The following is a 13,398-nucleotide window of genomic DNA, read 5'->3' as shown; positions in this document are numbered from 1 at the left end:
GACCTAGAGCCGCGGGGGGACTTTGTTGGCCAAAATGAGGGGGCTAGGCCAAAAAGCTTCGCGGGTGAACCCGCTCCTACAAGGGAATGTGTATCCCTGGCAGGAGCGGGTTCACCCGCGAACAGGCCCTATCAGGCGCCGACGAGTGCCGGTTGGCCTGCGTTTTCCGGGTGCAACGGCAACAGCGGCGAATGCGGGTCATTGTTGATCGACGCACGCCACACATCGATCCAGGCCGCATTGTGCTCGGCCCACACCTGCTCGTGCAGGCGGCTCAGTGCCACCGGGTCGCTGAGCAGTGCCAGGCGAGTATTGAGGTCCAGGCCTTTTGGCCCGACTTCAATTGCCTTGGCAACGCGCTCGGCACGCAACGCTTCGATCGGTGCCGCCTGGCCATGGCGGGCAGTGGCCATGGCGCAGGCCAGGGCGTTCTGCCGCGGGTCGACCACGGCCCGCACGAAACCATCATGCAAGGCATGCCAGCGGTTTTCGTGGGTGTACTGGTCGGTAGCCAACAGCTCTTGTGGGGTGGCGTATTCCTCTGGGATGAGGAACAGCTTCTCGTCCTTGGCCGCCAGGCCCAGGCGGGTGCGGCTGGAAATCACCGATACCGGGATCGACAGCACCAGCGAACCGACGATAGGCGCCAGCCACCACAGGAAGCTCGGGTTCAACCACGCCACCAGTGCGGCCCAGGCAACGCCCAGCAGCGTCTGCGGGCCATGCCGGCGCACGGCTTCGCCCCACGGCGTGGAGTCGTCGTCACGCTGCGGCGAGTTCCAGGTCGCAGCCCAGCCGAGGAACGCGGCCAGCACGAAGCGGGTGTGGAAGATCATGCGTACCGGTGCCAGCAACATGGAGAACAGCATCTCCATCAGCATCGACAAGGTGACCTTGACGCGTCCACCGTACTCGACGGCGCCCTTGGCCCAGATCAGGATGACGCTAAGCAGCTTGGGCAGGAACAGCAGCACAATGGTGGTGGAGAACAGCGCCACAGCCTTCTCCGGGTGCCACTGCGGCCACAGCGGGTAAAGCTGGTACGGCTCGATGAAATACTGCGGCTCCATCAGCGTGTTGGTCGCCAGCAGCGCGGTCGACAGCACCAGGAACAGGAACCACAGCGGCGCCGACAGGTAAGACATCACCCCGGTGAGAAACACCGCACGGTGAACCGGGTGCATGCCCTTGACCAGGAACAGGCGGAAGTTCATCAGGTTGCCGTGGCACCAGCGGCGGTCGCGCTTGAGCTCGTCGAGCAGGTTTGGCGGCAGTTCTTCGTAGCTGCCCGGCAAGTCGTAGGCAATCCACACACCCCAGCCGGCACGGCGCATCAGCGCGGCTTCGACGAAGTCGTGGGAAAGGATGGCACCGGCGAACGCGCCCTTGCCCGGCAACGGCGCCAGGGCGCAGTGCTCGATGAACGGCTTCATGCGGATGATCGCGTTGTGGCCCCAGTAGTGCGACTCACCCAACTGCCAGAAGTGCAGACCGGCAGTGAACAGTGGGCCGTACACGCGGGTAGCGAACTGTTGCATGCGTGCATACAGGGTATCCATGCCCGAGGCTTTCGGCCCGGTCTGGATGATGCCGGCGTCCGGGTTGGCCTCCATCAGGCGCACCAGGCTGCTCAGGCACTCGCCACTCATGACGCTGTCGGCATCGAGCACAACCATGTACTTGTACTCGCCACCCCAGCGACGGCAGAAGTCGTCGAGGTTGCCGCTCTTGCGCTTCACACGGCGCCGACGGCGGCGGTAGAAGATGCGGCCAAAGCCTTTGGTTTCGCGGCACACATCCAGCCAGGCCTGTTGCTCGGCCACGGCAATGTCGGTGTCGTTGGTGTCGCTGAGCACAAAGAAGTCGAACCGGTCGAGGTTGCCGCTGGCAGCCACCGACTCGAACGTTGCGCGCAGGCCGGCGAACACCCGCGGCACGTCTTCGTTGCAAATTGGCATCACCAGCGCGGTACGCGCCTCGGGCGCGATCGGCTCGTTGCCTGCGCTGCTACCGGAAATCTTGTATTTGTCACGCCCGGTGAGCAGCTCGAGGAAGCCCATCAGCGCGGTCCAGAAGCCCGCCGACACCCAGCAGAACAGGATGCCGAAGAGGATCAGGATGGAAGTTTGCAGGGCATACGGCCACACCTGCACCACCGTGTCCCACAGCGGCTGGTTGACGATTTCGTCAAAGTCCACGAACGACCAGCCCTGGTACGGCAGGATGCCTTTCATGTACCAGCCAGCGACGATGGTCTGGCCGATCATGAGCGTCAGCAGGATGTAACGGCGGATCGAGCCAACCGTGCGCCAGCGGGCCGGCGGCAGCTCGCGCTTGGGCGGCTGCGGGGCGTTGGGGCGGCCGGTCATGCGTCGCCACATGCGGATCAGCACATTGGTGCGCCATGGCTCGGGCACGACCTTGGTGCGCTTGATCGGTGGGGCGATCTTCAGGCACAGGCGACCGCTGCCGTCGACGCCGAGCATTTCGGCGTCTTCCAGCTCGGCGGCGCTGCCCACGGTCAGGCGCGGGCCCACCGAGGCCTGCACGGCCTCGGCAGAGCTGGCGGCCGGGTTGGCCGCCAAGCGTTGGTGTAGCTCACTGAACGAGGTGCAGCTGGCAAGTTCAGCCCGCTGCTCGTCGCTCAGGGGTAGGTGGGCCAGGTACTCGCCAAGCGATTCCGGCCTTGCGCTTGAGTTACTCATCGGCAGGCAACTGATAGCTCCAGGTCTCGGTCAGCACCTTCTCGGTGGTGGCCGGGGCCCCGTTGGTGGGCGCCGCATCGGCGGCAGGTTGTTCGGCCTTGGCAGATTGCTCAGCCTTGACAGCTTTCTCGGCCTTGGCATGCTTGGCTGCGGCTTTGTCCTGCTTGGCGTCCTGGGCAGGCTTGGCGGGCTCGACCGGTACATCACGCACCAGTGCGGCGCGCATTTCGGTCGACTTGTTGGCTTCCTTGACCTTCAGGCGCAGGGTCAGGCGCCAGCCCTTGGTCTCAGGGTTATAGCGCAGATTGTTCTCGACCACCTCGGCGTTGTCGCCCACGCTGATCTGGCTGCGCACGGCGGTGTCTTCCGGCAGGGCCGCAAGCGCCGGGCCGGCGAAGTCGACCAGGAATGCCACGCTGCCATCTGGCTGGCGGATCAGGTTGGACTGCTTGACGTCACCCGTGGAACGCAGGGTCTGCTTGACCGAGCCCAGGTCAGGGGCCTGGAACTTCGGCTCGTCGATGGTCCAGTGCAGGCGGTAGGCGTACTCGAACGGCTTACCTGGCTCAGGCAGTTTCTCCGGGCTCCAGAAGGCCACGATATTGTCGTTGGTCTCGTCGGCGGTCGGGATTTCGACCAGGTCGACGCTACCCTTGCCCCAGTCACTCTTCGGCTCGATCCAGGCGCTTGGGCGCTTCTGGTAGTTGTCGTCGAGGTCTTCGTAGTCGCTGAAAGCACGCTGACGCTGCATCAGGCCGAAACCACGCGGGTTCTCGACGCTGAAGTTACTTACAGCCAGGTGTTTCGGGTTGTTCAGCGGGCGCCACAGCCACTCGCCGTTGCCGGCATGGATCGACAGGCCTTCGGAGTCGTGCAGGGCCGGGCGGTAGTTGAGCACCTTGGACGGCTGGTTGGGGCCGAACAGGTACATGCTGGTCAGCGGCGCAATGCCCAGGCGGCTGACATGGTCACGCAGGAACACGCGGGACTGCACGTCGACCACGGTGTCGTTGCCTGGACGCAGGGTCAGCTTGTAGGCGCCGGTAGAGCGCGGCGAATCCAGCAGCGCGTAGATCACCAGGTGCTTGTCGGCTGGCTTGGGCTTTTCAACCCAGAACTCGGTGAAGCGCGGGAATTCTTCGCCCGACGGCAGGGCGGTGTCGATGGCCAGGCCACGGGCAGACAGGCCGTACACGTGGCCCTTGCCGACTACGCGGAAATAGCTGGCGCCAAGCAGGGTCATGATCTCGTCCTGCTTGTCGGCCTTGTTGATCGGGTACAGCACGCGGAAACCGGCATAACCGAGGTTTTTGGTGGTTTCCGGGTCGTGCGGCACGTCACCGAACTCGAAGCGGTCCGGGTCGTACTTGATTTCCTCGACCTTGGTGGCGGTGACCTCGTTGATTTTCACCGGGGTGTCGAAGTGCATGCCCTGATGATAGAACGACAGTTTGAACGGGGTCTTGTCCTTGGCCCACTCGGCCTTTTCCTGCAGGAAACGGATTTTCTGGTAGTCCGCGAACTTCATGTCGCGGAACACGGCCGGCAGGTTGCTTTTGGGCGCGTCGTACTTCTGGCCGGCCAGATCCTTTGCCTTGGCAGCAACATCGTCAAGATTGAATGCCCACAGCTGGCCCGCGCTCATCAGGCCGACCAGAGCCACACTGGCCATCAGCGCCTTGCGTAGCCCGACGCTGGGGATTCTTGATGCTTTTTGGGGACTAACAATCACGAGCAACCCTCGCCGAAAACAGATCATGAAACCAACGGCCAGCGACAAATGCCGGGTTGGCGAGCACTGTTCGGACCCCGCGAGGGCGTAATGATTCCCCAAACGGATCCAGACAATGCTCGAGTCAGAGTGAAACGGACCTACGAACGCAGGTCCATGCAGCGCGCGATTATCCAGCAGGTTGCGTGACAACGCATCAGGCTGGAGCAACTATTTATCGTACAAAACCCCTTGTTTTCCTGTGAACAAAGGGTTTTTTGACCTCATATTTGTAACATAAATGTTACCGGGCCATCATTGACCAGGTGCACCTGCATATCTGCACCAAAACGGCCGCTGGCTACGTCGGCGTACTGTGCTTTTGCCTGTTGCAAAAGATAGTCGAACAACTCGGCGCCGAGGGCCGGTGGCGCTGCGGTCGAGAAGCTTGGGCGCATGCCGTTGCGGGTGTCGGCCGCCAAGGTGAACTGTGACACCAGTAGCAGGCCACCCCCGACATCCTTGAGCGACAGGTTCATCTTGCCCTGCTCGTCACTGAACACACGGTAGTTCAGCAGCTTGTGCAACAGCTTATCGGCCTGTTCACGGGAATCTTCAGGCTCGACCGCGACCAGCACCAGCAACCCTTGGTCGATGGCGCCGACCACCTCCCCCGCCACTTCAACCCGCGCACCGCGCACGCGCTGCAGCAGGCCCCTCATGCTTCTTCCAGGGGCAGGTCGAGCAGGCGCCGGGCCATCTGGTCGGCGGCACGCACCAAGGCATCGGTGATGCCAGGCTCGGAAGCCGCGTGACCGGCGTCACGGATCACTTTCAACTCACTGTTCGGCCAGGCCTGGTGCAACGCCCAGGCGTTGTCCAAGGGGCAGATCACATCGTAGCGCCCATGCACGATCACCGCCGGCAGGTGGGCGATTTTGGGCAGATCGCGGATCAGCTGGTCCGGTTCGAGGAAGGCGTTGTTCATGAAGTAGTGGCATTCGATGCGGGCGATCGACAGCGCCCGCTGCGGTTCGGAAAAGCGGTCGACCACCAGCGGGTTGGGGCGCAGGGTGGCGGTACGGCCTTCCCAGGTGGACCACGCCTTGGCGGCGTGCATCTGGGCGATCTGGTCGTTACCGGTCAGGCGTTTGTGGAAGGCCCTGACCAGATCGCCGCGTTCCTCCGGTGGAATCGGTGCGATGTAGTCCTGCCAGTAGTCGGGGAACAGGCGGCTGGCGCCTTCCTGATAGAACCACTCGATTTCCTGCGGCCGGCACAGGAAGATGCCGCGCAGGATAAGGCCGTGCACGCGTTCTGGGTGAGCCTGAGCGTAGGCCAGGGCCAGGGTCGAGCCCCAAGAGCCACCAAACAGCACCCACTTGTCTATGCCAAGGTGTTCGCGAATGCGCTCCAGGTCTTCGACCAGGTGCCAGGTGGTGTTGTTCTCCAGGCTCGCATGGGGCGTGGAGCGGCCACAGCCGCGCTGGTCGAAGGTGATGATGCGGTACAGGTTGGGATCAAAGTAGCAGCGGCTCTGGGCGTCGCAGCCAGCGCCAGGGCCTCCGTGGATGAACACCACGGGCAGACCTTCCGGCGAGCCGCTTTCGTCGACATAAAGCACATGCGGCGCTTCCACGGCCAGATCGTGCCTGGCGTAGGGTTTGATCTGCGGGTAGAGGGTCTGCATTGCGCACTCCGTGTGAGGATTATTCGGCCGTGGGCCATCATAAACCTGAATTGCGCTTTCAGCACCGTCCTTGCTGACGCGTTCGAACGGCGCGAATTGACCCTTGCGCAGATTTCCGGCAACTGCCTCCCACGGTGCCTGGCGACGCCGATAGCGTCGCCGCCTCCACTCAACGCTTGTAACGCGCGTCGCCCCAGGCCAGCAGCGCTTGCAGAAGCTGCCTCAATACCGCTTGCGTCGGTTGCGCCAAGTCTTCCCGGTAGGCAAACGGCTCGACTTCCTCCATATAGGTGCTTTGCGCCAGCTCCAGTTGCACAGCATGGATATGGTTGGCCGGGTCGCCATAATGCCGGGTGATGTGACCGCCTTTGAACCGACCATTAAGCACATGGCTGTAACCTTGCACCTCGGCGCACACACCCTGCAGCCGCTCAGCCAGTGCCGGATCGCAACTGGCGCCGTTGAAAGTACCCAGGTTGAAGTCCGGTAGCTTGCCGTCGAACAGGTGCGGGATCAGCGAACGGATCGAATGGGCATCCCACAGCAGCGCATAGCCAAACTGCTCACGCAAGCGGTCCAGTTCACGACGAATGGTCGCGTGATAAGGGCGCCAGATTTGCTCCAGATAGCGTTTGCGCTCTTCGCCAGACGGCGCCAGCCCGTCTTTGAAGAGAGGTTCGCCGCCGAACAACGTCGCCGGGTACAAGCCCGTGGTGGCGCCGGCGTACAGCGGCTTGTCGTCGTCCGGACGGTTCAGGTCGATGACGAAGCGTGAGTACTCTGCGGCCACCACGCTGGCACCCAAGTCACGGGCAAAGTCGTACAACTGCGGGATGTGCCAGTCGGTGTCCGGCAAGCTTTGCGCCTGGTCGACCAGGCCGTCGCGCACGGCGTCGGTCAGACGCAAGCCAGCGTGCGGCATGCTGATCAGCAGCGGCAGGCGACCTTGGTGAAAACTCAATACCTTGTCCATCGTGCCTCGCTCAGTTGGAGATTTCGTGGCCCATGCGCACTACGCGCTTGGGCAGGTCGCCACCCAGCCAGTAGGCCAGGTCGGCGGGGCGTTCGATTTGCCAGGCAACGAAGTCGGCCACCTTGCCCACTTGCAGCGAGCCGTGACTGTCACCCAGGCCCAGCGCCGTGGCGGCGTGCACCGTAACGCCTGCCAGGGCCTCTTCCGGTGTCATGCGGAAGCAGGTGCAGCCCATGTTCAGCATCAACCGCAGCGACAAGCCTGGCGAGGTGCCGGGGTTGAGGTCGCTGGCCAGGGCAATCTTTACCCCGTGGCGGCGCAATGCATCCATTGGCGGCAGCTGGGTTTCACGCAGGAAGTAGAAAGCACCCGGTAACAGCACGGCAACCGTGCCGGCGTTTGCCATGGCCACGGCGTCTTCCTCTGTCATGAACTCCAGGTGGTCAGCCGACAGTGCCTGGTAACGCGCGGCAAGGCTTGAGCCGTGCAACGATGACAGCTGTTCGGCATGCAGCTTGACCGGCAGGCCCAGTTCGCGCGCCTTGATGAACAGCCGCTCGACCTGGGCCGGCGAGAACGCGAGGTGTTCGCAGAAGGCATCCACCGCATCCACCAGGCCTTCGCCGGCCAGGGCCGGCAACATCTCGTCACTGATGTGCGCGATGTAGTCGTCGGCCCGACCCGCGTACTCCGGGGGCAAAGCGTGCGCTGCCAGGCACGTGGCACGCACCGTCAGCGGCAGCTCGTCGGCCAGGCGCCGGGCCACTCGCAGCATCTTGCGCTCATTGGCCAAGTCCAGGCCGTAGCCGGACTTGACCTCGAGGGTGGTCACGCCATCGCGCATCAGTGCCTGAACGCGCTGGCGAGCACTGGCGAACAGCTCGTCTTCGCTGGCCGCCCGGGTAGCCCGCACGGTACTCGCGATACCCCCGCCCTGCGCGGCGATTTCGGCATAGCTCACGCCCTGCAGGCGCTGCTCGAACTCGCCGCTGCGGTTGCCACCGAACACCGCATGGGTGTGGCAGTCGATCAGGCCGGGGGTGACCCAGGCACCCCCCAGGTCAACCGTGCGGTCAGCTTCGACCGGTGCCAGCTCGGCGCATGGGCCTATCCACTCGATCAGCCCGGCGCTGGTGACGATCGCCGCGTCCTCGATGGCCGAGTAACGGCCATCGGCCATGGTTGCAACATGGCAATGCTGCCAGAGGGTTCTCATGCACAATCTCCTTTGCTAGCGGTGCAGCTCGGCCGGCTCCGCTACCGGCTGGCCCTGCCCTGCGCGCGGCTTGCACCACAGCAGGTAGGACGCCACCAGGAACACCACCCAGATCACGCCGACGATCAATGCCGCCTGGGTGTCCGGGAAGTAACCGAGCACGCCAAAGATGAACACCATGAACGCAATGGCCATGGCCGGGCCGTATGGCCAGAACGGTACCGGGAACTTGAGCTGGGCCACTTGCTCGCGGCTCATGCTGCGGCGCATGGCTACCTGGGTGAGCAGGATCATCAGCCACACCCACACCGTGGCGAAGGTGGCGATCGAGGCAATCAGCAGGAACACATTTTCCGGGATCAGGTAGTTGAGCAATACGCCGATCAGCAGCGCAGCCCCCATCACCACGACGGTCATCCACGGTACGCCATGTTTCGACAACTTGCTGAAGCCGCGCGGGGCGTGGCCTTGCTGGGCCAGGCCATACATCATGCGGCCAGCGCCAAAGATGTCGCTGTTGATGGCAGAGATGGCAGCGGAAATCACCACGACGTTCAGCACGGCAGCGGCAGAACCAATGCCCAGGTTGCTGAAGATCTGCACGAACGGGCTGCCCTGGCTACCGATCTGCGGCCATGGGTACAGGCACATCAGCACGAACAGGGTGAGCACGTAGAACAGCAGGATACGCAGTGGCACCGCGTTGATCGCTTTGGGAATGACGCGCTGCGGGTCTTTTGCCTCACCGGCGGTGACGCCGATGATCTCGATACCGCCGAAGGCGAACATCACCACGGCAAACGACGCAATCAAGCCCCCCACGCCGTTAGGCATGAAGCCGCCGTGGTCGAACAGGTTGCTCATGCCTACGGCATGCCCGGTACCCACCTGGCTGAAACCGAAGGCCATGATGCCGAGGCCGGCCAGGATCATCGCCACGATGGCGCCGACCTTGAGCAGCGACAGCCAGAATTCCATTTCGCCGAATACCTTGACGTTGCACAGGTTGAGGCCGCCGATCAGGAAAACGATGCCCAGCACCCAGATCCAGCGGGCTACCTCCGGGAACCAGAAGCCCATGTAGATACCGAACGCGGTGACGTCGGCGATGGCGACGATGACCATCTCGAAAGCGTAGGTCCAGCCAAGGATGAAACCGGCCATTGGGCCGAGGTAGGTCGTGGCGTAGTGGCCGAAGGAGCCGGCCACCGGGTTGTGCACGGCCATTTCGCCAAGGGCGCGCATGACCATGAATACGGCGGCGCCGCCGATCAGGTAGGCCAGCAGCACGGCCGGGCCTGCCATCTGGATGGCCGAGGCAGAACCGTAGAACAGGCCGGTGCCGATGGCGGAGCCGAGGGCCATGAAACGGATGTGGCGGGCACTTAGCCCGCGCTTGAGACCTTGAGCTTGTTGCATGTCACGTCCTTGAATTGTTTTTGTGGTCGTGAGATTGAGCGGCTGCTGCGCAGCCCCTTCGCGGGCAAGCCCGCTCCTACATGGATAGCGTTTGCAGATCGCAATCTGTGTAGGAGCGGGCTTGACCGCGAAGGGCCGCCAAGCGGCCCCAAGGGGCATTACAGGCTTGGCAGCACACCCGCCGGCAGCAAGCCGGTCAGACTACCCTTGGCCAACAGGTCCACGGCCTTTTCGATATCCGGCGCGAAGAAACGGTCACGGTCGTAATGCGGCACCTCGCTGCGCAGCGCCTGGCGCGCCTGCTCCAGCTTGGCCGAAGTCTTCAGGCCTTTGCGCAGGTCCAGGCCCTGGCACGCGCCCAGCCATTCGATGGCCAGCACGCCACGGGTGTTTTCGGCCATTTCCCACAGGCGCTTGCCGGCAGCCGGGGCCATCGACACGTGGTCTTCCTGGTTGGCCGAAGTTGGCAGGCTGTCGACACTGTGCGGGTGCGACAAAGCCTTGTTCTCGCTGGCAAGGGCGGCAGCGGTGACCTGGGCGATCATGAAGCCAGAGTTGACCCCGCCGTTTTCCACCAGGAACGGCGGCAATTGGGACATGTGCTTGTCCATCATCAGCGAGATGCGGCGCTCGCTGAGCGAACCGATTTCGGCGATGGCCAGGGCCAGGTTGTCGGCGGCCATGGCCACCGGTTCGGCGTGGAAGTTGCCGCCGGAGATCACATCACCTTCGGCAGCGAACACCAGCGGGTTGTCCGACACGGCGTTGGCTTCGATGCCCAGTACCTCGGCGGCCTGGCGCAGCTGGGTCAGGCAGGCACCCATGACCTGCGGCTGGCAGCGCAGCGAGTACGGGTCCTGGACCTTGTCGCAGTTCTTGTGCGACAGCGACACTTCGCTGGAGTCGCCCAGCAGGTCGCGGAAGCAGGCGGCGGTGTCGATCTGGCCGCGCTGGCCACGCACTTCGTGGATACGCGCATCGAACGGCGAACGCGAGCCCAGCGCAGCTTCGACGCTCAGGCCACCGCAGGCGATGGCAGCGGCATACAGGTCTTCGCCCTGGAACAGGCCACGCAAGGCATAGGCGGTGGAGGCCTGGGTACCGTTGAGCAGGGCCAGGCCCTCTTTGGCGGCCAGGGTCAGCGGCTCGAGGCCGGCAATCGCCAAGGCCTCGGTGGCCGGCAGCCACTGGCCCTTGTAGCGTGCCTTGCCTTCACCCAGCAGCACCAGCGACATATGCGCAAGCGGCGCAAGGTCACCGGATGCGCCGACCGAGCCTTTCAGCGGGATGTGCGGGTAGACTTCGGCGTTGACCAGGGCAATCAGCGCGTCGATGACTTTGCGGCGGATGCCGGAGAAGCCACGGCTGAGGCTGTTGATCTTCAGCACCATGATCAACCGCACCAAGTCGTCATCCAGCGGCGCGCCGATACCGGCAGCGTGGGACAGCACCAGCGAACGCTGCAGGTTCTCCAGGTCATGGCTGGCGATGCGGGTCGAGGCCAGCAGGCCGAAACCGGTGTTGATGCCGTAGGCAGTACGGTCTTCGGCAATGATCTGCTCGACACAGGCGACGCTGGCGTCGATGGCCGGTGCGGCGCTGGCATCCAGTTGCAGGCGCACAGGCGCGGCATGGATCGCGCGCAGCTGGGCCAGGGTCAGGGTGCCAGGCTTGAGGGTGAGTTCGGTCACGTTACTACTCCAAATCGCGTGGAGCCGCAGGCCCGCTTGTGGGTGCCTGCGCGCTCCTTCTTGTTGTTCAGTATCACCCCTTGCAGGGTGCGATCCAAAGCGTGGTGATCAGCCGGTGATCATCGGCAGGTCCAGGCCCTGCTCCTTGGCGCAGTCGATGGCGATGTCATAACCGGCATCGGCGTGACGCATGACGCCAGTCCCTGGGTCGTTGGTCAGTACCCGGGCGATGCGCTCGGCGGCCTCATCGGTACCGTCGCAGACGATGACCATGCCCGAGTGCTGCGAGAAGCCCATGCCCACGCCACCGCCATGGTGCAGCGATACCCAGGTGGCGCCGCCTGCGGTGTTCAGCAGGGCGTTGAGCAGCGGCCAGTCGGAAACAGCGTCCGAACCATCACGCATGGCCTCGGTTTCGCGGTTCGGGCTGGATACCGAGCCGGAGTCGAGGTGGTCACGGCCGATCACCACCGGTGCCGACAGCTCGCCGCTGCGGACCATTTCGTTGAAAGCCAGGCCCAGCTTGGCGCGAAGGCCCAGCCCTACCCAGCAGATACGTGCCGGCAGGCCCTGGAAGCTGATGCGCTCGCGGGCCATGTCCAGCCAGCGGTGCAGGTGGGCGTCGTCGGGGATCAGTTCCTTGACCTTGGCGTCGGTCTTGTAGATGTCCTCGGCTTCACCGGACAGCGCCGCCCAGCGGAACGGGCCGACCCCGCGGCAGAACAGTGGGCGGATGTAGGCCGGGACGAAGCCTGGGAAGTCGAAGGCATTGGCCACGCCCTCTTCCTTGGCCATCTGGCGGATGTTGTTGCCGTAGTCGAAGGTCGGGATGCCCTGCTTCTGGAAGTCCAGCATGGCCTGCACGTGCACGGCCATCGACTGCTTGGCAGCCTTGACCACTGCAGCCGGTTCGGTCTGCGCACGGTCGCGGTACTGTTCCCAGGTCCAGCCGGCAGGCAGGTAGCCGTTCAGTGGGTCGTGGGCGCTGGTCTGGTCGGTGACCATGTCCGGGCGCACGCCACGTTTGACCAGCTCTGGGAGGATTTCGGCGGCGTTGCCATGCAGGGCGATGGAGATGGCCTTGCCTTCGGCGGTGTACTTGGCGATGCGTGCCAGAGCGTCGTCGAGGTCAGTGGCCTGCTCGTCGACGTAGCGGGTTTCCAGGCGGAAGTCGATACGGCTCTGCTGGCATTCGATGTTCAGCGAGCAAGCACCGGCCAGGGTCGCGGCCAGTGGCTGGGCGCCGCCCATGCCGCCCAGGCCAGCGGTGAGTACCCACTTGCCTTTCAGGCTGCCGCCGTAGTGCTGGCGACCGGCTTCGACGAAGGTTTCATAGGTGCCCTGGACGATGCCCTGGCTGCCGATGTAGATCCAGCTGCCGGCGGTCATCTGGCCGTACATGGCCAGGCCTTTGGCGTCCAGTTCGTTGAAGTGTTCCCAATTGGCCCAGTGTGGCACCAGGTTGGAGTTGGCGATCAGCACGCGCGGTGCGTTGCTGTGGGTCTTGAACACACCGACCGGCTTGCCCGACTGCACCAGCAGGGTTTCGTCGTCTTCCAGGCGGGTCAGGGTTTCGACGATCTTGTCGTAGCAGGCCCAGTTGCGCGCGGCGCGGCCGATACCGCCGTATACCACCAGCTCTTTCGGGTTTTCCGCGACCTGTGGATCGAGGTTGTTCATCAGCATGCGCAGTGGCGCTTCGGTCAGCCAGCTTTTGGCGGTCAGCTTGTTGCCACGTGGGGCACGGATTTCAACGTCACGGTATTTGTTGTTGTCGGTCACGGGAAAGGTCCTCTGCGGTCGTCCGCGGGCGGGTATGTCGTGGTCAATATACAAACACACCTTTACTTGTATGTACAAGCATGGACAACCAAAATAATTGGACCTTGCCGTTCCTGGCTTGACTTCTTGGGGGGGGGGTGAAGCGAGCGCCGGTCCGGCTTGAGTTCTGCGGCGGTGCGTAGATCGAGCGCCGGTCCGGCTTAAGTTCTGC

9 protein-coding genes are annotated in these 13,398 nt (G+C 63.7%); all 9 read right to left on the bottom strand.

Annotation, left to right across the window (positions count from 1 at the left end; all coding sequences use genetic code 11):
- Positions 1-131: 131 nt before the first annotated feature.
- Positions 132-2,705 carry a glucans biosynthesis glucosyltransferase MdoH gene (mdoH, locus tag BJQ17_RS01040; RefSeq protein ID WP_003249265.1) on the bottom strand — a complete coding sequence of 858 codons (2,574 nt, stop codon included), beginning with the start codon at positions 2,703-2,705 and terminating at the stop codon, positions 132-134.
- Positions 2,698-4,437 carry a glucan biosynthesis protein G gene (locus BJQ17_RS01035; protein ID WP_218188948.1) on the bottom strand — a complete coding sequence of 580 codons (1,740 nt, stop codon included), beginning with the start codon at positions 4,435-4,437 and terminating at the stop codon, positions 2,698-2,700. The genes mdoH and BJQ17_RS01035 overlap by 8 nt, the downstream gene beginning before the upstream one ends.
- Positions 4,438-4,700: 263 nt before the next feature.
- Positions 4,701-5,138, bottom strand: coding sequence for a D-aminoacyl-tRNA deacylase (dtd, locus tag BJQ17_RS01030; RefSeq protein WP_003249262.1), 438 nt, complete (start codon positions 5,136-5,138; stop codon positions 4,701-4,703).
- Positions 5,135-6,106 carry a prolyl aminopeptidase gene (gene pip, locus BJQ17_RS01025; protein ID WP_003249260.1) on the bottom strand — a complete coding sequence of 324 codons (972 nt, stop codon included), beginning with the start codon at positions 6,104-6,106 and terminating at the stop codon, positions 5,135-5,137. The genes dtd and pip overlap by 4 nt, the downstream gene beginning before the upstream one ends.
- Before the next feature lie 169 nt (positions 6,107-6,275).
- Entirely contained in the window at positions 6,276-7,079 is an 804-nt protein-coding gene (gene hutG, locus BJQ17_RS01020) for an N-formylglutamate deformylase (protein WP_003249258.1), read from the bottom strand.
- 10 nt (positions 7,080-7,089) lie between these two features.
- Positions 7,090-8,295, bottom strand: coding sequence for an imidazolonepropionase (hutI, locus tag BJQ17_RS01015; RefSeq protein WP_070095383.1), 1,206 nt, complete (start codon positions 8,293-8,295; stop codon positions 7,090-7,092).
- A gap of 15 nt (positions 8,296-8,310) precedes the next feature.
- Positions 8,311-9,714 carry an amino acid permease gene (locus tag BJQ17_RS01010; protein WP_010955588.1) on the bottom strand — a complete coding sequence of 468 codons (1,404 nt, stop codon included), beginning with the start codon at positions 9,712-9,714 and terminating at the stop codon, positions 8,311-8,313.
- Between the two features lie 158 nt (positions 9,715-9,872).
- Positions 9,873-11,405: a histidine ammonia-lyase gene (hutH, locus tag BJQ17_RS01005; RefSeq protein WP_003249248.1), complete on the bottom strand. Its 1,533-nt coding sequence runs from the start codon at positions 11,403-11,405 to the stop codon at positions 9,873-9,875.
- Positions 11,406-11,513: 108 nt separating this feature from the next.
- The gene (gene hutU / locus BJQ17_RS01000) at positions 11,514-13,187 is read right to left on the bottom strand and encodes a urocanate hydratase (RefSeq protein WP_004577162.1); all 1,674 of its coding nucleotides are present in this window, start codon (positions 13,185-13,187) and stop codon (positions 11,514-11,516) included.
- Between the last annotated feature and the right edge of the window lie 211 nt (positions 13,188-13,398).

This window comes from Pseudomonas sp. NBRC 111139, from assembly GCF_001753955.1.
Lineage (GTDB): Bacteria > Pseudomonadota > Gammaproteobacteria > Pseudomonadales > Pseudomonadaceae > Aquipseudomonas > Aquipseudomonas alloputida.
Note: the sequence above shows the minus strand (reverse complement) of the source record. Positions and strands in the feature narration are given on the sequence as shown.

What these genes read in the sequence shown, in the direction of transcription:
- mdoH (WP_003249265.1), bottom strand. Translation starts at nt 2,705, where the DNA reads ATGAGTAACTCAAGCGCAAGGCCGGAATCGCTTGGCGAGTACCTGGCC.
- hutI (WP_070095383.1), bottom strand. Translation starts at nt 8,295, where the DNA reads ATGAGAACCCTCTGGCAGCATTGCCATGTTGCAACCATGGCCGATGGC.
- dtd (WP_003249262.1), bottom strand. Translation starts at nt 5,138, where the DNA reads ATGAGGGGCCTGCTGCAGCGCGTGCGCGGTGCGCGGGTTGAAGTGGCG.
- hutG (WP_003249258.1), bottom strand. Translation starts at nt 7,079, where the DNA reads ATGGACAAGGTATTGAGTTTTCACCAAGGTCGCCTGCCGCTGCTGATC.
- BJQ17_RS01010 (WP_010955588.1), bottom strand. Translation starts at nt 9,714, where the DNA reads ATGCAACAAGCTCAAGGTCTCAAGCGCGGGCTAAGTGCCCGCCACATC.
- pip (WP_003249260.1), bottom strand. Translation starts at nt 6,106, where the DNA reads ATGCAGACCCTCTACCCGCAGATCAAACCCTACGCCAGGCACGATCTG.